General features: G+C 42.4%; 19 protein-coding genes. 1 reads left to right on the forward strand and 18 read right to left on the reverse strand.

Annotated features, from left to right (window positions below):
- Window positions 1–171 precede the first annotated feature (171 nt).
- From E0E32_RS22065 to E0E32_RS04900, 9 genes are all read right to left on the reverse strand, one after another.
- On the reverse strand, window positions 172–324 hold the full coding sequence (locus tag E0E32_RS22065) for a hypothetical protein (RefSeq protein WP_165444961.1): 153 nt from the start codon (window positions 322–324) through the stop codon (window positions 172–174).
- 71 nt (window positions 325–395) lie between these two features.
- A complete protein-coding gene (locus E0E32_RS04865; protein ID WP_286171734.1) occupies window positions 396–1,043 on the reverse strand; it encodes a hypothetical protein in 648 nt (215 codons plus the stop codon).
- 95 nt (window positions 1,044–1,138) lie between these two features.
- Entirely contained in the window at window positions 1,139–1,615 is a 477-nt protein-coding gene (locus tag E0E32_RS04870) for a GNAT family N-acetyltransferase (protein WP_130859497.1), read from the reverse strand.
- 199 nt (window positions 1,616–1,814) lie between these two features.
- Window positions 1,815–2,726 carry a UDP-N-acetylmuramate dehydrogenase gene (gene murB / locus E0E32_RS04875; protein ID WP_130859157.1) on the reverse strand — a complete coding sequence of 304 codons (912 nt, stop codon included), beginning with the start codon at window positions 2,724–2,726 and terminating at the stop codon, window positions 1,815–1,817.
- Between the two features lie 367 nt (window positions 2,727–3,093).
- Window positions 3,094–3,996 (reverse strand): ornithine carbamoyltransferase, encoded by a 903-nt coding sequence (gene argF, locus E0E32_RS04880; protein WP_066188964.1) that lies wholly within the window; start codon window positions 3,994–3,996, stop codon window positions 3,094–3,096.
- A gap of 29 nt (window positions 3,997–4,025) precedes the next feature.
- Window positions 4,026–7,259: a carbamoyl-phosphate synthase (glutamine-hydrolyzing) large subunit gene (gene carB / locus E0E32_RS04885; protein WP_130859158.1), complete on the reverse strand. Its 3,234-nt coding sequence runs from the start codon at window positions 7,257–7,259 to the stop codon at window positions 4,026–4,028.
- Entirely contained in the window at window positions 7,252–8,337 is a 1,086-nt protein-coding gene (locus tag E0E32_RS04890; RefSeq protein ID WP_130859159.1) for a carbamoyl phosphate synthase small subunit, read from the reverse strand. Before E0E32_RS04890 ends, carB begins: the two co-directional genes overlap by 8 nt.
- A 371-nt stretch (window positions 8,338–8,708) precedes the next feature.
- Complete coding sequence (argH, locus tag E0E32_RS04895; protein ID WP_130859160.1) at window positions 8,709–10,142, reverse strand: argininosuccinate lyase; 1,434 nt, start codon at window positions 10,140–10,142, stop codon at window positions 8,709–8,711.
- Window positions 10,139–11,398, reverse strand: a complete 1,260-nt coding sequence (locus E0E32_RS04900) for an argininosuccinate synthase (RefSeq protein ID WP_130859161.1) — start codon at window positions 11,396–11,398, stop codon at window positions 10,139–10,141. The genes argH and E0E32_RS04900 overlap by 4 nt, the downstream gene beginning before the upstream one ends.
- A gap of 272 nt (window positions 11,399–11,670) precedes the next feature.
- Here E0E32_RS04900 and E0E32_RS04905 point away from each other — a divergent pair, with 272 nt between their 5' ends.
- Window positions 11,671–12,609, forward strand: a complete 939-nt coding sequence (locus E0E32_RS04905; RefSeq protein ID WP_130859162.1) for a DUF4349 domain-containing protein — start codon at window positions 11,671–11,673, stop codon at window positions 12,607–12,609.
- Window positions 12,610–13,149: 540 nt separating this feature from the next.
- On the opposite strand, the gene E0E32_RS04910 is transcribed toward E0E32_RS04905, so the two are convergent.
- The 9 genes from E0E32_RS04910 to tenA form a co-directional block, all read right to left on the reverse strand.
- Window positions 13,150–13,515, reverse strand: coding sequence for a hypothetical protein (locus tag E0E32_RS04910; protein ID WP_130859163.1), 366 nt, complete (start codon window positions 13,513–13,515; stop codon window positions 13,150–13,152).
- A 156-nt stretch (window positions 13,516–13,671) separates the two neighbouring features.
- Window positions 13,672–14,100 (reverse strand): DUF4064 domain-containing protein, encoded by a 429-nt coding sequence (locus E0E32_RS04915; RefSeq protein WP_130859164.1) that lies wholly within the window; start codon window positions 14,098–14,100, stop codon window positions 13,672–13,674.
- 162 nt (window positions 14,101–14,262) lie between these two features.
- Window positions 14,263–15,057: a bifunctional hydroxymethylpyrimidine kinase/phosphomethylpyrimidine kinase gene (thiD, locus tag E0E32_RS04920; protein ID WP_130859165.1), complete on the reverse strand. Its 795-nt coding sequence runs from the start codon at window positions 15,055–15,057 to the stop codon at window positions 14,263–14,265.
- Between the two features lie 82 nt (window positions 15,058–15,139).
- The gene (locus E0E32_RS04925; RefSeq protein WP_130859166.1) at window positions 15,140–15,616 is read right to left on the reverse strand and encodes a DUF456 domain-containing protein; all 477 of its coding nucleotides are present in this window, start codon (window positions 15,614–15,616) and stop codon (window positions 15,140–15,142) included.
- 107 nt (window positions 15,617–15,723) lie between these two features.
- The gene (locus E0E32_RS04930; protein WP_066187621.1) at window positions 15,724–16,248 is read right to left on the reverse strand and encodes a type 1 glutamine amidotransferase domain-containing protein; all 525 of its coding nucleotides are present in this window, start codon (window positions 16,246–16,248) and stop codon (window positions 15,724–15,726) included.
- Between the two features lie 56 nt (window positions 16,249–16,304).
- On the reverse strand, window positions 16,305–16,943 hold the full coding sequence (gene thiE / locus E0E32_RS04935; protein ID WP_066187624.1) for a thiamine phosphate synthase: 639 nt from the start codon (window positions 16,941–16,943) through the stop codon (window positions 16,305–16,307).
- Window positions 16,940–17,731, reverse strand: a complete 792-nt coding sequence (thiM, locus tag E0E32_RS04940; protein WP_130859167.1) for a hydroxyethylthiazole kinase — start codon at window positions 17,729–17,731, stop codon at window positions 16,940–16,942. The genes thiE and thiM overlap by 4 nt, the downstream gene beginning before the upstream one ends.
- Window positions 17,728–18,552 (reverse strand): bifunctional hydroxymethylpyrimidine kinase/phosphomethylpyrimidine kinase, encoded by an 825-nt coding sequence (thiD, locus tag E0E32_RS04945; protein WP_130859168.1) that lies wholly within the window; start codon window positions 18,550–18,552, stop codon window positions 17,728–17,730. Before thiD (E0E32_RS04945) ends, thiM begins: the two co-directional genes overlap by 4 nt.
- Window positions 18,545–19,240, reverse strand: a complete 696-nt coding sequence (gene tenA / locus E0E32_RS04950; protein WP_066187633.1) for a thiaminase II — start codon at window positions 19,238–19,240, stop codon at window positions 18,545–18,547. Before tenA ends, thiD (E0E32_RS04945) begins: the two co-directional genes overlap by 8 nt.
- Window positions 19,241–19,260: the final 20 nt, after the last annotated feature.

Consider the following 19,260-nt stretch of genomic DNA (forward strand, 5'->3'; position numbering starts at 1 on the left):
GGGCAATATTTTTCTAAACGATGTTAAAAAATGACCCACCCTGGTTCGCATTGTTAAGAGGCGTGGTGCGTTCTATTCTTTATAAATTATAGGATAACTGGATAATTGTCAACGATATAGCAGTGGATTTTTCCAACCATTTCGTGCTCTACTTCCTTTATGATAACCTTATCATTTTCCAGTCTTATTTTCCTCGCATTCTCTCTCCTGTAGGTGTTTTTCATAGTCTCTTTCGGATTTAGCCAAGACTTCCCAGTCGATCTTATCAGGAGTAACTTGCGGCTGTTTCTCTCCATCTTTTATCATGCGGAAATAATCGCTCATTTGATCGCTCCTCTTTTATTTTCTAGGCAGATTAGTCACGAATTGGTACCAATAATAGGTTAAAAAAATATTTATCTGCCTCTTATCCTCTTTGCCTTCAACGTTCTTATTTTATAAAGCAACCATGTTTTTAGGAGTGATTCATCATCTTGGTGCGTTGCAACCTTATGAATGTAATAAAAATCCTCCGCACTGATTTCCAAATGATTGATCGGCTTCACCAAATCATGACATATCCATTCATCAAATGGAATCTTTCTATTATCTGCAACAGTAAATTTGTTTTTCGGCAATATGTATAGCTTACCTGATGTCCAAGGACGATTTTCCATCGTTGATTGATTCAACGAATAATAATGATATTTTTTATTTTTGTATACGAAACATCCATTTCTAAAACTACCGACTAATTTCTTTCGGTCAAATACTGCATAAAACATCGACCAAATCGGATCTGACGAGGCAAAAACTGCCTTTGTTACCTTCCCGTTAGATAACGTTTGTGGACGAGGTTCAAATACATCTATCGCTACATGATTCGATCCGTGGAAAACAAAATCCCCTTTGCTAGCTAAATACTGCAAAAAGCGATGTTTTGGGAAAGTTAGTGTCTCTGCAGTAATCGGACTTTCATAGATAGTCGAAATCAATTGGTCGTATACCACCATTTCTTCTGGACGAAAGCGCATCTTTGGTGGAACATATAGTAACATCTTCATTAAAATAGAAATCATTTATTAGGATACAGTCCTCCTTCGATTAGTTAAGCTTTCATCACCAAAGACAAACGCCAACTTGGATCATTATGCTACCACTACGTAACAAGCTCTTTTACAAACAACACCCTATCTTGACCAGCGCCATCATAATTCGCATGCACCGGTATACCGTCTACGATTTTATTCCCTTGTTCAATAGCAAAACCCATTTTTGTATGATAGGCAATCGATGTTTTATTGACGGGAGAAGTGACGCATCGTATTTTGGTTCTGTTTTCAGTTTGCACTTTGGAGAAAAAGCGGTGATAAAGTTCCTTACCGATCCCTCGTTTGCGCTGCTCCGGATGAATACCCACAAAATGGATATACGCTTCCTTTGCATACGTTTGTGATAAGAAACCAATCAGAAAACCGATAATTTCCCCATCCTCCTCAACGATAAAGCTTGTATCAGTAAAGTGGTCAAAAAATAATTTCGGTAGTTTTTCTGACATTTGCCGTCCACCCCACCATTGATTGATTAATGGGGATAATCTATCATAATCCAATCGTTTCACCTTTCTAATATCCATCATCAACCCTCCAATCATTCGTCCTTTTGTTGCCGCAGATTATCCTCGACCCATTTCCAACCTCTGATAACAAGCAGCACTATCAAACGGTGAAAAACGTTTTCCCAAAAGTTAAAGGTATCGTATCAAAAAAAGTCGTACAAAGAAAGCCAGGTTAATTAAAGGGTTACTTCTCGTTTCATCTTCTACCTAATAAAACTTAGTCCTCCCCCAGAATCCGAACTTCCCGCTCTAGTTCAACGCCAAATTTGTTTTTTACTTCACGTTGAACCATTTCGATCACGGCAATATACTCGGTTGCCGTGGCATTATGTTTATTCACAATAAATCCCGCGTGTTTCATCGATACCTCGGCGCCACCTATCCCTTTTCCCTGTAATTCACTATCTTGAATCAACTTTCCGGCAAAATAACCCGGCGGCCGCTTAAAGACACTACCGCAAGAAGGATATTCTAGCGGTTGTTTCGACTCTCTTTTATAAGTTAGATCGTCCATCACTGCCTTGATTTCATCATAATTGGCTTGCTTTAAACAAAAGGTGGCCTCTAATACGATGTAGTTTTTCGTTGGAATGTTACTTGTGCGATAGGACAGATCAAAGGATTCCGCTGGCAAACGATAAAGATCACCTGCTGCATCAACGATCAGTGCACTCTCTAAACAATCTTTGATTTCTCCACCATAAGCGCCTGCATTCATATACAAAGCGCCGCCAACGGTACCTGGAATACCACAGGCAAACTCCAAACCACTCAGGCTCTGGTCCAAGGCAAAACGGGAGGCGTCAATAATACGCGCACCGCTTCCTGCTATTACTTTATTACCTTCGCTGTATATATCTTTGAATTGCTTCAGACTCATCACAATGCCACGGATACCACCATCTCGCACGATGACATTGGAGCCGTTTCCGAGCAATGTGAAGGGTACCGCTGATTGATTAGCATAACGAATCACCGCCTGCACCTCTTCCACTGTTGTTGGCATCACAAAAAAATCGGCTTCCCCGCCTAACATGGTATAGGTATGATTCTTTAAGGGTTCATTGATCAAGATGTGCCCTTCCCGTACTATTTTTTCTAATTCTTTTATAATTAACTGTTTATTCATGGTAATCCATCCTTTAGTTTTCTCTAGCAAAAAAACACATATATAAGTGGACACAGCGAGGATATACGCCTCCCCTTGCGTCTTCTTTGCATATTGATTTATTATATGACCTATGCTTGATCATCATGCTTGGTCTTTGTCACAATTAATCTATATTATAGCAAGAAGCGATTGTGAACTGCAAATTTCATTTCATCCTTGTTAAAGATTTAAAAAACAGACCTCCACATACCAAAAAGCAATCGATTGAAATGCTTCGTCAGCGTGCTAAAAATTATGACGGCTTTGCTTCACTTGCTGCTAGCTTATCGAATTATGTTAAAAAGATGACACATCTGACATAAAAAAACTAGACCTCCTAAGAGATCTAGCTCATTAATGCCACCATTAACGCCTTTTGCGCATGAAGTCTATTTTCCGCTTCCTGGAAGACCACGGATTGCGGACCATCAATAATCGATGCCGTTACTTCTTCCCCGCGATGTGCTGGTAAGCAATGCATAAAGATGGCGTCTGCTTTTGCCTGGGCAAATAATGCATCATTGACCTGATAGTTAGCAAAAGACTTTTCTCGTTCCTTTTGCTCGGCTTCCTGCCCCATACTGGCCCAAACATCCGAATAAATCACATCGGCATCCTTTACTGCTTCTGTTGCATCTTCGGTTACTATTACCTCACTGCCGTTAGCGAAAGAAGAAGCCAGCTCGATGATCTCAGACTTTGGCTGATAGTCTTTCGGTGCAGCAATGGCAACATCCAGACCCATTTTGGCACAGCCGATCATCAGTGAGTGGGCCATATTGTTGCCATCCCCTATATAAGCAAGCTTACGACCTTCTAAAGAACCCTTCTCTTCTTGAATCGTCTGTAAATCCGCTAATACTTGGCATGGATGATAATCATCAGTCAGACCATTAATGACTGGAACCGTGGCGTTTTCGGCTAGATCTTCGACATCCTGCTGAGAAAAGGTACGGATCATGATTCCGTCAAGATAACCGGATAATATCTTGGCCGTGTCGGAGATAGTCTCCCCCCTGCCAAGCTGAATATCATTGGAGCTCAGGAATAAACCCATTCCTCCAAGTTGATAGATCCCTGTCTCAAACGATACCCGCGTTCGAGTCGAGGACTTTTCAAAGATCATTCCCAATGTTTTTCCGTTTAGTGGCTGATAAGGTATTCCGTTTTTATGTTTTTTCTTTATTTGAGCTGCTAGTTCCAACAAATAAGCAATCTCTGCCTTGGAGTAGTCGGCCAATGTCAGCATATCTTTTCCTTTTAATTGTTCTTTAAAACTCACGACTTTATCCGCTCCTTTTTATTCAAATCTGGTTTGTTGCTCCGATACGTTTGCATGGAATTTGGCGTCTCCCACGTTTTCTTTGTTGCTGTAAGATATGCCGTTAACGTATCATTGGCGGTGAAATGCAGGGTATCTGATCGTAAAGCCGCTTCACGTAATAACATATGCTCATCCCTTTCCCCGTTACGATGGGTATCGGCAATCAAGGCATAGCTTTCGTCGAGGCAATGCTGTTCTGCGTTGGCCAACGAAATGACCTGATGCTGGATGCCCTTTTCAGCTAATAAAACAGAGGTAGCTTGATCCGTTTCCAATACCGCTTCGATCGATTGTAACTGAACAGCTAGGCTCTCATCCAGTTGCTGCAATGATAAGAAAATGACATCCTCACTAGTGACTTGCTTCAAACTGCCTTCTTTCCAACCAAATGCCTTGGACATTGCCTGATCTACTGTAGAGCCTAAACCAATGGCTTCACCTGTTGATTTCATTTCTGGTCCAAGGATGGGATCCAAGCCTGGTAGTTTATTCGAGGAGAATACCGGCATTTTCACGGCATAGAAAGGAACTTCTTCATGTAAGCCAAGCTTCCATTCCTGCTCGTTTAAGGCTTCGCCCATTTGTACCCGAGTAGCGAGATCGACCATCGGCACGCCTGTCACCTTACTGGCGATGGGCACCGTACGCGAAGCACGTGGATTGACTTCCAACACATACATCGTTTCCCGATCGGCACTCAAAACGAATTGAATATTCATAATCCCTTTGACAGCCAATTCTTTAGAAATAGCCTGCGTATACTGCTCAATTTGTTTCTTATGGCTGACCGTCAAGTTTGGTGCTGGAAAAATAGCGACACTGTCACCGGAGTGGATGCCGGCTTTTTCTACATGTTCAAAGATACCGGGTATGATAACATCTTCCCCATCACAAATGGCATCGATTTCCACCTCATATCCTTCCACATAACGGTCAATCAATAATGGAAAAATCCGCTGCCCTTGGGCATTAGATTGTAATTCTTCCAAGTAGGCGCTTAGCTGTTCCTCATGATATAGGATCACCATTCCTTGTCCGCCAATAACGTAGGAAGGGCGCATTAACACAGGGTAACCGATTTGCCGTGCAACGGCCTTGGCTTCAGATACTGCTGTAACCGTATCTCCGGGAATATGTGGTATATTTAATTGTTGCAATAATTGATAGAATAGGTCACGATCTTCTACCGCTTCAATCGCCGATAATGCAGTACCGGCAATCGGTACACCGGCCTTCTGCAGTCCATCTGCCAGATTGATAGCAGTTTGTCCACCAAACTGAACCAGTACTCCTTCTGCTTGTTCTTTTTCCACCACATGTAAGACATCTTCTGTCGTCAAAGGTTCAAAATACAGGTGATCTGCCGTATTAAAATCGGTACTAACCGTCTCGGGGTTGTTATTAATCACGACGGCATCTACGCCTTGACCTTGTAAGGATTTTGCTGCGTGTACCGAACAATAATCAAATTCCACCCCTTGGCCAATCCGAATCGGACCCGAACCGAGCACTACCATTCGCTTTTCTCCGCTAAGCGGCTCTACTTCATCATACTCATTCCATGTGCTGTAGAAATAAGGGGTTTCTGCTGAAAACTCAGCCGCACAAGTATCCACCATTTTATAGGAAGGGGCTAGCTGCTCTTCCTTGATCTTCTGCTGGATCTGCTGCACATTTACTTGAAGCAGATCTGCCAGTGTCTGGTCAGAAATACCAAAAGACTTGGCTTCTTTGATATCTGTTGCCGTCATATGCTGCCATTGTTTTTCCTTGATGGCCTGTTCTTTCTCGATCATGGCGGCCAGTTCATATAAAAAGTAGTTATTAATCAGCGTAATCGTATGGATCTGTTCCACGCTCATTCCTCTTCGTAATGCCTCTGCTACCATAAACAGACGCTGATCGGTTGCTTGGTCTAATGCCCGTTCTAATGCTTGATCGGACAGCTTTTCTATGCCTGGTAAATGCAAGGAATCCAGGCCAATCTCTAAGGAGCGGATCGCCTTATTGATTGCCATGGGGAAGTTACGGGCCAAGGCCATAACCTCACCGGTTGCTTTCATTTGCGTTCCTAAGAGACGATCGGCCTGCGTGAATTTATCGAAAGGCCAGCGCGGAATCTTGGCTGCAATATAATCAATCGATGGCTCGAAGCTTGCATAAGTGTCACCCGTAATCGGATTAAGTACTTCATCCAAGCGATAGCCTAGTGCCACTTTGGCCGCAATACGGGCAATTGGATACCCCGTTGCTTTCGACGCTAGGGCACTCGAACGGCTCACTCGCGGGTTTACCTCGATAATAATATAGTCATCATTCTCTGGATTAAGGGCAAATTGAATGTTGCATCCGCCTATCACACCAAGTTCTTGAATAACTTTTACGGATGAGGTTCGTAACATTTGATACTGGCGATCCGTCAATGTCTGCGATGGTGCCACAACAATACTGTCACCGGTGTGTACACCGACTGGATCAAAGTTTTCCATATTACAAACGATAATGCAAGTATCATTGTCATCACGCATGACTTCATATTCGATTTCCTTCCATCCCTTCACACTCTGTTCAATCAGGACTTGATCAATCGGGCTGTAATGCAAACCATTTTTTACAATCGTGCGTAATTCAGATTCATCATTGGCGATGCCTCCCCCTGCCCCACCAAGTGTATAAGCAGGACGAACGATAATGGGATAGCCGATTTGCTCAGCAAAGCTGACAGCTTCCTCCATCGATGACGTAGATAAGCTTTCGGCGATAGGTTCGTTAATCTCTTTCATCATCGATTTAAAAATTTCTCTGTCTTCCCCTTTCTGGATCGTTTCCAGCGGGGTCCCTAATAAGGTGACGCCATACTTCTCTAATACTCCGGCGTCGCCTAATGAGATCGCCATATTTAAACCTGTCTGGCCTCCTAATGTCGGCAAGATGCCATCCGGTCGTTCTTTTTCAATAATATTGGTGATCGACTCACAAGTAAGCGGTTCTAAGTATACCTTGTCGGCAATATTCTCATCCGTCATAATCGTTGCCGGATTGTTGTTGACTAGGACAACTTCTACCCCTTCTTCTTTTAAGGCTAAACATGCCTGTGTGCCGGCATAATCAAATTCGGCGGCCTGCCCGATGATAATTGGACCGGAGCCGATTACAAGTACTTTTCTCATATCTTCTTTCTTAGGCATGCTGTTTCTCTCCCTTGGTAATGTACTGCTGGATAAAGTCGACGAATAAATGGTGGGCGTCAATCGGACCTGGATGTGCCTCCGGGTGAAATTGAACACTCATCAAGGGTTTGGTTTTATGTTTTAATCCTTCCACGGATTGATCATTCACATTAATATGGGATACGTCCCATTGTTCGATATTCACGGTTGTATCATCGACGACATAGCCATGATTCTGTGAGGTCATCATCACCTTGCCTGTCTGCAAATCCTTGACCGGATGATTACTTCCTCGATGACCATATGGTAAACGCTTGGTCGTCGCACCATGTGCTAGGGCAATCAATTGATGACCCAGGCAGATCCCCATGGTCGGGAAGTTTTCCGATATCTGTTTAATGTTCGACGACAGATGAACAAGTGCCTGTGGATCACCAGGTCCATTGGATAATAGCACCCCATCCGGATCGATCGATTGAATCTCAATAAATGACGTGTGGTATGGCACAACCGTTACGTCGCAGCCTAGTTTTACTAATGACTTGGCGATCGAATGCTTATAGCCAAAATCGATAACGACCACATGTGGTGCCTCTGGTAATCCCGTGTGATACGTTACCTTTTCTGCAATCGATACGGTGGAAACAAGATTGGATTCAACTTCCGTTACGGCCGGCTGATCGTTTACATAAGAGGTGATCTTACCATACACCTCGCCATGCTCCCGAATAATACGTGTTAACGCCCGGGTGTCAATCTCTGCTAAGGCTGGAATCTGATATTCTTCCAGCATATTTATTAATGTATGGGTTGATTCATAATGTTCTGGATTCTGACTGATTGTTGATACAAGGAACCCCTTTAAAGATGGCTTGATACTTTCATAATCCATATCATTCCAGCCATAGTTCCCGATCAATGGATAGGTCATCGTAACGATTTGACCTGCGTAAGAAGGGTCTGTCATGACTTCCTGGTATCCTGTCATCGCTGTATTAAACACCAATTCACCCTCGGTGTGTATTGGTGATCCGATCCACTTACCTTCTAATACATCCCCTGTATTTAACACAAGATAACCTTTTGTTGTTTGCATGATCTATTTCCTCCCCTAACTAGCAAAATAACATCCCTTTTTTTCTATATTTATAATTATACTATATAATTTATATTTATGCATTTATTTCAGCAAATTTTTTTGAGAAATTTTGCTTTGCACATAACTTTAGCTTCATTTTACTGAACTGTGGAGTCTGTCAAAGTAGAAACTTCCTTTATGCTTCACTTCATTTCTTTGATCTTCTGGAATCTGAAAGAGGAGAGTTTATGGATGGTCAACACAATGATAAGAATCATTATTATCGTACAGAAAATCACATCTTTTACAGATAGGAATTTTATTTGATGAAAAAAGACAGCTCCGCTAATCTGGAACTGTCTTTTTTGTCTAGTAATTATCGTTTTTCCCTAAGAAGAAGCTTTTTTCAGCACGTTCACTTTTTCCTCATAGGTCTTGACCCACGACTGGGTATCGCTTATCCGCTGCTCGGCATTGCTGATCTGATCTTCTACTCGATTCTTGGCGGTCCCGCCCACGATATCACGAGCGTTCACCACGGTTTCTGGCGCTAATACGTGGTAGATATCTTCTTCAATATAGTCAGAAAATCCTTTAAAATCGGCTAGACTTAAATCTAATAGATACTTATTTTCCTGAATACAATGCAAGACGACTTGTCCAACCACCGCATGGGCCTCACGGAATGGCAGGTCCTTGTTGACCAAATAATCTGCCAAATCGGTAGCATTGGAGAAATCTTCTGCGACGGCGGCATACATATTGTCTTTCTTTACTTCCATCGTTTCCACCATCGGAGCGAACAACGCCAACGCTCCTTTTACTGTTTCAAAGGTATCGAACATGCCTTCTTTGTCTTCCTGCATATCTTTATTATAGGCAATCGGCAAGCCTTTTAGTGTTGTCAGCATACCGATAAGATTGCCATAGACACGGCCTGATTTGCCTCTTACCAGTTCAGCCACATCCGGATTCTTTTTCTGCGGCATCATACTGCTTCCCGTACAGAAGGCATCATCTAGTTCAATAAACTTGAACTCGGCACTGGACCACTGAACAAACTCTTCACTAAGACGAGATAAGTGCATAATGACTAAGGAAGCATTGGATAAGAATTCCACGACAAAGTCACGATCACTTACTGCGTCCAGGCTGTTCTCAACGACTCCATCAAAATGGAGCTTGTCAGCCACATAATGACGGTCGATCGGGAAGGTAGTCCCCGCTAGTGCCCCCGCACCAAGGGGAGAGCGATTCACTCGCTTAAAACTATCTCGCAAACGTTCGATATCACGTTCAAACATCGATACATAGGCCATCATATGGTGGGCGAACAAGACAGGCTGTGCCCGCTGCAGGTGTGTGTACCCCGGCAGAATCGTATCGAGATTGGCATTTGCTTGTTTTAACAGCGCCTGCTGTAAGGCAGCCAATAGATCAACCAGTGTTACTAAAGAATCCCGCAAGTATAAACGCATATCTAAGGCCACTTGGTCATTCCGGCTTCTGCCAGTGTGTAATTTACCACCAACAGCACCGACTTCATCGGTCAACAGCTTCTCGACATTCATATGAATATCTTCGTTGATCTCGCTTAATTCCGCCTCACCTGCTTCGATTTTCTTAGCGACTTTCTCCAGCCCCTGCTTAATCGTTTCGGCGTCTGCTTGTGAGATAATCTCGCATTTTGCCAGCATTTCTACATGCGCCAAACTGCCTTGAATATCATACTGCGCCAACTTTTGATCAAAGCCGATCGAAGCCGTGTATTCATCTACTAATTCATTGGTTGGTTTGGTAAAACGTCCGCCCCATAATTTCATTGCTTCACAGATTCCTTCATATCAATTTTTGTTTTTTCCATAATCTTTGCCTTATCGGCGTGTACATTGTTAATCGTGGAATGCATTTTCGTTGGTAAGCCCCATAGTTTGATAAATCCTAAGGCCGCTTCATGGTCAAATTGATCACCATGGCTGTATGTTGCCAGTTCTAGATCATATAAGGAATTATCTGATTTACGTCCTGTCACAAAAGCCTGCCCTTTATATAACTGTACCTTGGCTACACCATTGACATATGTCTGTGTTTCTTCAATAAATGCTTTTAAAGCGTCTGTTAATTGCGTAAACCATAGACCGTCATAAATCGCTTGTTCTAATTGCTGCTCTACGACTGGCTTGAATTTCGTTACCTCTCTTGGCAAGGTGATCGATTCAATCTCCTGATGTGCCTTAATTAAGGTGATCGCAGCAGGGGCCTCATAAATTTCACGTGATTTAATACCAACCAAACGATTTTCAACATGGTCAATTCGGCCAACACCGTGCTTACCAGCAATATCATTTAACTTCAAGATTAACTCATGTAATGGATAAGTTTGACCATTTAGTGCAACTGGTTTACCTTGTTGAAACTCAATTTCAATCGTTTCTGGCTCGTCAGGTGCCTCAAGAGGAGATACCGTCAATTCAAAAGCATCCTCTGGTGCCTCTGCCCATGGATCTTCTAGTATGCCACATTCATTAGCACGTCCCCAAAGGTTCTGGTCCACACTATACGGGCTGTCCAAATCAATCGGGATCGGAATGCCATGCTCTTTGGCATAGTTGATCTCTTCATCTCTTGTCATCTTCCATTCACGCACTGGTGCCACAATCATTAATTCTGGATTTAAAGAATGGAAGGCCACATCAAAACGCACCTGGTCATTACCTTTTCCAGTACAACCATGCGCAACGGCTACGGCACCTTCTTTCTCTGCAATATCCACTAATACCTTGGCAATCAACGGACGGGATAAGGCTGATACTAACGGATATTTATTTTCATACATTACATTCGCTTTTAAAGCAGGCAGAACAAAATCTTCGGCGAAAAGCTGTTTCGCATCTACCGAATAGGATTTTATCGCTCCGACATCAATCGCTTTGTTTTTGACAAACTCCAAATCTTTACCTTCACCAACGTCCAGGCCAACTGCAATGACATCATAATTATATTTATCTTGTAAATATTTTATCGCTACGGATGTATCCAGTCCCCCAGAATACGCCAATACTATTTTTTCTTTTGCCATGAAATAATCTCTCCTTCATATCCATCGATAAGTCGTTTTAGTAATTATGTATTATTATGCACTATTAAGTATAATAATTCAAGTGTTAAACTTAAATTCATTAAAAAAATTCTATATCTTGTTTAAATATTACGACTTTTTGAACGTCCTTTCCAGTGATAGCTGTTTTATACAGAATGGTGAATAAAAATAAATTCAGCAATATTGTAACCTTTTTGTAAAGAGAACGTCTATTATATAACTAACGATCCTATAAGGGAGGTTTCTATGATATGAAAAAAGGTATAATTATTTTATTGTTTATTGGGTTATTAGCTGCTTGTTCTAGTCAAGATCAAGAAGACACTAGCGAGCAAGAAGCGATTAGTGAAAATAACGAAATAGCCTTGGACAACGCTGCTGATCGAGCAGAAGAATTATCACCAAGTGACGCTAATGAAGAAGCCACGGATACGGAAGAGATGGAGGAACAACCAACGGAAGGACCCATTGAAGAAATGACTGAGCGTAAAATTATTTATCACGCCAATTTGAGTCTGGAAACAAATCAATTCGATGAGGCCATTCGTTTTGTCGAGGAAGAGACTGAATCGTATCAGGGATATGTAGTGCATTCCAGCCTGTCGAATCAATCCGGCGAGGAAAACCGTGTGGCAACGATGACTTTGCGTATCCCAGCAGCGGACTTTGAAACATTTATGGAAACAATAGAAGAAGGAAGCGTTCATATACTGGATAAATCAGTAAACGGTGAGGATGTAACGGAAAGCTATGTTGACCTAGAAGCACGTCTATCTTCCAAAGAGGTAGTCGAAGAACGCTTATTATCTTTTATGGAAGAGGCAGAAAAAACCGAGGATTTATTGCAGATATCCAATGATTTAGCTGCCGTTCAAGAAGAAATCGAGCAGCTTAAGGGACAAATGAATTACCTGGAAAACCAATCCGACTATGCCACGATTGATCTTCATTTAACAGAACGCAATGTTTCGTTACCGTCTGTGCAAGAAGAATCGGCTAGCACTTGGGATAAAACGAAAGAACAATTTATGAATAGTGTAGGAGCACTGTTATCTTTTGCTTCTGGTGTATTTATCTTTGTTATCGGCAATCTACCCGTGATTGGTTTACTTGTGATTGTTTTAGGCATGCTATATTTCTTGATTCGCAAGTTTAGAAAAAAAGCAGTAGGAACGGACGAGAGTAAATGATGGTTATGCTAAGCAGGATGGTGTTAAAGATTATGGGGATGTGGGATGGATTTATTGTTTCGTGAATAAGATGGTGCGATTCTTATGGACTCGGGAGCGGGATTTGCGCTCTCCAGTCCGCGAGATCCATTCTTACGGACAACATTTCGCCATTGCACTAATTTTTGTCTGTTAGATCCATTCTTACGGACAACATCTCGCTATTGCACTAATTTTTGTCCGTTAGATCCATTCTTACGGACAACATTTCGCTATTGCACTAATTTTTGTCCGTTAGATTCATTCTTACGGACAATATTTCGCTATTGCACTAATTTTTGTCCGTTAGATCCATTCTTACGGACAACATTTCGCTATTGCACTAATTTTTGTCCGTTAGATTCATTCTTACGGACAACATTTCGCTATTGCACTGATTTTTGTCCGTTAGATTCATTCTTACGGACAACATTTCGCTATTGCACTAATTTTTGTCCGTTAGATTCATTCTTACGGACAACATTTCGCCATTGCACTTAATTTTGTCTGTTAGATTCATTCTTACGGACAACATTTCGCCATTGCATCATTTTTTATCCGTAAGAAATCACTACGGGGCTGTGTTATTTCTGCTTTCCGTTTTATTCCCATAAATCCAGCTATCAAATAGAAGATACCTCCAAAAATAGCTGTGCCATATGTGAGCATGGTGGAGATAATGGCAAAGAGAATGAGCAGGATACTGGAAGCGATTGGCTTTTTGTTTTTTCGAAACATCAAGCTGGAGATGATAGCAACCAGCACACTACCAATCGTTACACCGATTACAATAAATAAAATCTCGATACCACGTGATAACTCATTATTTTTCTGTGGGTAGCCTGCTTCCATTCCTTCGTGCAGCACCAGCGTGAAATAAAATACCAATTAGACAATCATTCCAACCATGATAGCGACAACTTCAATAGCGGCAACTTCCCATTTTCTACTTATTTTAATTCCACCTATCCCCCTACCAACTCCGTCTTACTCTTATTATAAAAAAATGCAGATTGCCTTTATCGCATCTGCATTTTCACTTCCTTAATACTGTTCTATATTCACTTCAGGTTTCGGCTTACGGACTAAGCCCATGATACCGGCGATTACATAGAAAATACCAGCAAAGATGCCCAAACCAAATGTAATTAATGTAGAAATGACACCAATAACAAGCACAATAATACTTGCAATCTTTGGTTTGTTATCTCCTTTGTATAAGATACAAGCGATAATACCCGCAATAATGGCAATGATCGAGACAACAATCAAGAAAGTACCAAGTGAACCAAGTAGCTCAAACGCGGCATTAACCTCTTCTTGAGTCCCCTCCAATTGTGGATCTTGGCGCATCGCCTCGTCCATAAACTCCGGATTACTATCCATCATCCGAAATAATCCTCCAAAGAGTGCACCAAATGCATAAACAACGGCACCAATTACTGTTAACACTACCTCTACCGTTCGTTTCATCCTTTCAACTCCCTTACTGTTTTTTTATAATGTATGTAGAATTGCCATACTTCTATGATAAGAAACCTATATGACAATATACCATATTGAAAAGATATTGTCTTTATCAAGCTCTTATTCCTATTAATATACGAATCTCTGCATTTATACGTTTCATTTTTATCAAAATTCTTTTTGTCGGAGTGCTCCATGTCGCACAGAACCCACACCCTCACCAAAAGATACAGCATGCTTAATCGCGGCATAGACAAATTGTTTACTGATTTCAATAGCCTGAAGCACCGGAGTGCCCTTAGCTAATTCTGCCGTTAGACATGCAGCGTAAGTACAACCTGCCCCACTCGTATGTTTCGTATCAATAGCAGGGGTCTGAAACAACTCAATGGACTGGCCATCATAATACAAATCGATCGCCTCCCCATCCATGATACCGGCCTTTAATAAAACAGACTGTGGTTGAAAATTGTATAGGTCGATAACAGCTTGCTTCAACTCTGGCAAGGAGTTAGAAATAGGTCGTCCTAGCAGTTTCTCTGCCTCTAAACGATTGGGCGTAATAATAGTAGCTTGCGGAAAAATCGTCTCTTTAATCACTTCAATCGCGTCATCTGCCAAAAGCTGAGAACCCATCTTACCAATCATCACTGGGTCAACAACAAGATAAGGAACCTTTATATCCCGCAATAAACGACTTACCTGTTCGATCACCTCTGTCGAAAAAAGCATACCCAACTTAACAGCATCAACTCCAACCTTCTCTGTTGCCACGTAAAACTGGGCAGCGATTGCCTCTTTATCTTGAATAAATATACCCTTTTCTGTGTGGGGATTATTGGCTACGATTGCTGTGATGGCTGCCATACCGTACACATCGCATTCTTGAAAAGTTTTTAAATCGGCTTGAATCCCCGCGCTTCCATGTGCTGCTGCACCGGCAATCGATAATACTCGCTTCATTTCTTGCACCTCTATCCTAAATGTAAAACTTCATAGGGTGGAGAGGTCTCCCCACTCTATACTTGATGTGGATCATTGCCCATTACACTACGATAAAAAACCAGATCACCATCATAAGCTGAATCACTATTTTCGCTAAGTTACCACTCAAAAAGCCGATAAAGGAACCAAAGGCTGCCTTGCTTGCTTCTGGCAGGCTCTTCTTTTGCAGAAGTTCGGTAATGATAACTAACGCAAATGGCACGATAATAATACCAAAAGGAGGCACGATGAACGACCCAACAATAACCCCGACGGCTGCTATTCTTTCTCCCGCCTTACTGCCGCCATACTTTTTGACAAAATAACTATTGGCAATAATATCCGAGGCAATTAGAATAACGGTTAAAATCGCCATCGCAATCCAAAAAATGGTTCCGATATTCTCGGAAGTCAGCGTGAATTGGTAAACAAGAAAACCGACCCACATCACCAAAACAGACGGAATAATCGGAAAGATAATCCCGGCAAATGCCAAGACAAAACAAATAATGATAATCAGCCACCATAGTATTTCCACTGTGATTCTCCATTCTTCATTTTAATCTCTTTCATTATACTTGAAAAAGTGTAAAAGGAAAAACAGGACCTTGCAGAAACTGACTGCAAGATCCTTCACTGGTTTGCTTATTCTCCGGCTAATACGTCGGCATATGCCTTAGCATATGGTGGCAAATCAGGTGGACGACGGCTGGAAATAATATGACCATCAACAACTACTGCTTCATCTTTCCAAAAAGCACCTGCATTGGTCATATCGTCCTTAATCCCTGGTGTACTGGTGACCTTGACGCCACGCAAAATTCCTGCTGATATCAGTACCCAGCCAGCATGACAAATCTGACCAATTGGTTTCTTCGTCTCATGCATATGACGCACCATTTGCAACACTTCAGGATAGCGCCTTAATTTATCCGGTGCCCAGCCACCCGGTACAAGAATACCATCATAGGATTCAGCATCCACCTCGGTAAAGGCTAAGTCGGATTGTGCCGGCACACCATATTTACCCATATAGGTTTTGCCAGCTTCTTTCCCTACTAAATCAACAGCCGCTCCTTCTTCACGAAGCCGCATAACAGGATACCATAGTTCTAAATCCTCGAATTCCTCATCTACTAACGCTATCACTTTTTTATCCTTTAATCGCATCTGTTTACCTCCTCTTTCCCATAGTGTATCAGAAACAGACAAGCTCGATCGAATGATTACTCTTTTGTAAAAGAGGCGCGAAAGGCAGCGGCTGCTTGTTTGGGATCAGTCGCTTGACTAATCGCTGTAATGATCGAAACACCGTCAACACCAGCCTCGATCAAGGAAGATGTGTGTCTCTGTTGGATACCGCCAATCGCCACCAGCGGAAGCGCGCCAATTTGTTCCCGGATCGCACGCACACCATGTTCACCAATGGGCTGTTTGGCATCTTCTTTCGTACTCGTCGCATAGATAGGACCCACCCCGATATAGTCAGCCCCATCTTGTTTGGCCTGTACTGCCTCTGCTGCATTCGTTGCGGAAACCCCAATCAGCCAATCGCCTGGCACTCGGGCTCGTACCTCTTGAATCGGCATATCATCCTGCCCGACATGCACCCCATCTGCGCCAATTTCCAAAGCAAGATCAATTTCATCATTCACGATAAAAGGAACCTGATAACGATAGCACAAGGCCTTCATTTCCCTAGCCAGCTGCTGCTTTACTGCACCTGTTTGTGCCTCTTGCCCTTTTTCACGAAATTGAAACATAGTAATGCCACCCTGCAGCGCCTGTTCTAACACATGAAGTGGGTCTTCTGTGGTATTGTTGCTGCCCATAATAAAATAAACCTGTAATAATTCTTGCCTCATCCACTTGTACCTCGCTCTATTCGTTGATTATTCACGATATCCTCTACACTCAAACGATTTAACTCATTTAAGAAAGATACTTGAAAACTGCCAGGATGGTTACTTCGTTCAGCCGCTTTTTCAGCTGCTATTCCGTAATAGCTCACCGCCGCTGCTGCCGCTTCTAATAAATCATCCTCCACCGTAATAAAAGCGGCTACTACAGCCGTCAGTAAACATCCCGCACCGGTAATCTTGGTTAATAAGGGGTGCCCATTACTAATGACGATTAGCTGCTCTCGATTAATCAATACATCTTGCGCACCGGTAATCACTAATGGAACCTGCAAACGGTCAAAACCTTGTTGCGCAATCTCTTTCATTGGTAAATCTTGCGCACCCTCTACTCCCTTCACTTCTGTCTTTACTCCAGCCAAGCTTGCTATCTCACCAGCATTTCCGCGAATACAGGCAAGATCCACTTCTTGTAAAATTCGTTCAGCAGATGCCATGCGAAATGCGGTTGCCCCTACACCAACAGGATCAAATACAACGGGAACTCCTGCTTTATTGGCCGCCTTCCCCGCCAAAATCATCGCATCCACTTGTTCTTGTGTCAGGGTACCAATATTTAAGACAAGAGCGCTTGCCTGCTGGGCCATCTCTTCTACTTCTTCCTTGGCATGCGCCATTACCGGTGCAGCGCCAACAGCATACAAACCATTTGCTGTAAAATTCATCACGACTTGGTTAGTTATATTATGAATAAGAGGCTGTTCCTGACGAACTTGTTCCATTAAGTGTTTCATGATAACTCCTCTCTTTGATAAGGTAATCCTTGCAACCGGTGTCCCCAATGATTGGTTGGACCATTCCCCTTACCAAGCTCTAATGGATATTGAATAGCATCCGTAATAAATGCTTTGGCTAGCTGTACTGCTTCTTTAATCGATTTTCCTTTTGCCAATTCGGCCGTAATTACTGCCGAAAACGTGCATCCTGTTCCATGTGTGTGCTTCGTATTCACTCGCTTGGCCTTGAGATACTCGAAAGACACGCCATCATAAAGGATATCCGTTGGTTCATCGGCTAAGTGACCGCCCTTAATAACAGTCGCTGCTGCACCCAGCTCTTTCACGATCAACTTAGCTGCCTTTTCTGCCATTTGACTATTCGTTATTTTGAAATCTACCAACGTCTCTGCCTCCGGAATATTCGGCGTGACAACAGACGCGAGTGGTACAAGCTGGTCACGAATCACTTGTTTGGAAGCCTCATCCATTAAAGAATCTCCACTGGTGGCTACCATGACAGGATCTATAACATAAGGCTTATCAGCAGTCTCTATCTTTTGAGCAATTCGCTCCATCATCGCTACCGTTGCAATCATACCTGTTTTTATCGCTTGCGGTGAAATATCGTTTAATACCATGTCTAGCTGCTTTTCAATAAAATCCACATCTAAATGCCGTACTTCTTGAACACCTAGCGTATTTTGGGCTACTACAGAAGTAATCACACTCATGCCATATACTTCCCGTTCTTGAAAGCTCTTTAGATCCGCCTGGATACCAGCACCCCCGGTTGGATCGGTACCCGCTATGGTTAATGCAGAAGCTACTTTACTCATTCGTTGGTCTCCCTTCTAAAGCAAACGGCCACTCCTCTACTTGATAGGCCATTTCCCAAAACAGATATTCTAACTGACAACTTTTAATAAAGGCTTGTTTCGCTTTTTCCTTCTCCTGTTCCCTTACCCCTTCCGCCCACTCATCTAAACGTTGACATAGTTCGGTGGTAATGGAACCTGTTTCCGGATTGGCATAAAATTGAATCCAGTCATAGAATGGGTGATCTTCTGTTGGCTGATACACCTCATTTAAATGCTGCCCGATCTCCAAATAAGTCCATGGACAAGGAAGCAATGCGGCGATTAGTTCTCCCATACTTCCTTGCTGCGCCACACTTTTCATATGCGTAACATAATGATGAGCAGATGGTGGTAAAGGGTATCCTTGTAAGTCATCATAATGAACTCCCGCCACCTGACAAAGGTTGTGATGCGGATGAATCTCACTATGAAGGATAAAGCTGATCTTCTCATGGAAATAGGCCATTTCCTTTCTTGTATCACCCTTAGCGATCGCGATCCCATAGATATTGATAAAGGCATTAAGATATTCATAATCCGCCTTGACATAGTGGATAATCGCTTCCTTATGCAAATCCCCTTTTCCAATACCCACTACAAAAGGATGTTGGAAAATCCCTTGATAAATATCGTCTGCTGCTGCTCGTAATTCTTCACTAAATGTCATCTCGTTTCCCTCCTGTTTTT

This window comes from Gracilibacillus phocaeensis, from assembly GCF_900626275.1.
GTDB lineage: Bacteria > Bacillota > Bacilli > Bacillales > Amphibacillaceae > Gracilibacillus > Gracilibacillus timonensis.

What these genes read in the sequence shown, in the direction of transcription:
- E0E32_RS22065 (WP_165444961.1), bottom strand. Translation starts at nt 324, where the DNA reads ATGAGCGATTATTTCCGCATGATAAAAGATGGAGAGAAACAGCCGCAA.
- E0E32_RS04865 (WP_286171734.1), bottom strand. Translation starts at nt 1,043, where the DNA reads ATGAAGATGTTACTATATGTTCCACCAAAGATGCGCTTTCGTCCAGAA.
- E0E32_RS04870 (WP_130859497.1), bottom strand. Translation starts at nt 1,615, where the DNA reads ATGGATATTAGAAAGGTGAAACGATTGGATTATGATAGATTATCCCCA.
- murB (WP_130859157.1), bottom strand. Translation starts at nt 2,726, where the DNA reads ATGAATAAACAGTTAATTATAAAAGAATTAGAAAAAATAGTACGGGAA.
- argF (WP_066188964.1), bottom strand. Translation starts at nt 3,996, where the DNA reads ATGCTGACATTGGCCGACTACTCCAAGGCAGAGATTGCTTATTTGTTG.
- carB (WP_130859158.1), bottom strand. Translation starts at nt 7,259, where the DNA reads ATGCCTAAGAAAGAAGATATGAGAAAAGTACTTGTAATCGGCTCCGGT.
- E0E32_RS04890 (WP_130859159.1), bottom strand. Translation starts at nt 8,337, where the DNA reads ATGCAAACAACAAAAGGTTATCTTGTGTTAAATACAGGGGATGTATTA.
- argH (WP_130859160.1), bottom strand. Translation starts at nt 10,142, where the DNA reads ATGAAATTATGGGGCGGACGTTTTACCAAACCAACCAATGAATTAGTA.
- E0E32_RS04900 (WP_130859161.1), bottom strand. Translation starts at nt 11,398, where the DNA reads ATGGCAAAAGAAAAAATAGTATTGGCGTATTCTGGGGGACTGGATACA.
- E0E32_RS04905 (WP_130859162.1), top strand. Translation starts at nt 11,671, where the DNA reads ATGAAAAAAGGTATAATTATTTTATTGTTTATTGGGTTATTAGCTGCT.
- E0E32_RS04915 (WP_130859164.1), bottom strand. Translation starts at nt 14,100, where the DNA reads ATGAAACGAACGGTAGAGGTAGTGTTAACAGTAATTGGTGCCGTTGTT.
- thiD (WP_130859165.1), bottom strand. Translation starts at nt 15,057, where the DNA reads ATGAAGCGAGTATTATCGATTGCCGGTGCAGCAGCACATGGAAGCGCG.
- E0E32_RS04930 (WP_066187621.1), bottom strand. Translation starts at nt 16,248, where the DNA reads ATGCGATTAAAGGATAAAAAAGTGATAGCGTTAGTAGATGAGGAATTC.
- thiE (WP_066187624.1), bottom strand. Translation starts at nt 16,943, where the DNA reads ATGAGGCAAGAATTATTACAGGTTTATTTTATTATGGGCAGCAACAAT.
- thiM (WP_130859167.1), bottom strand. Translation starts at nt 17,731, where the DNA reads ATGAAACACTTAATGGAACAAGTTCGTCAGGAACAGCCTCTTATTCAT.
- thiD (WP_130859168.1), bottom strand. Translation starts at nt 18,552, where the DNA reads ATGAGTAAAGTAGCTTCTGCATTAACCATAGCGGGTACCGATCCAACC.
- tenA (WP_066187633.1), bottom strand. Translation starts at nt 19,240, where the DNA reads ATGACATTTAGTGAAGAATTACGAGCAGCAGCAGACGATATTTATCAA.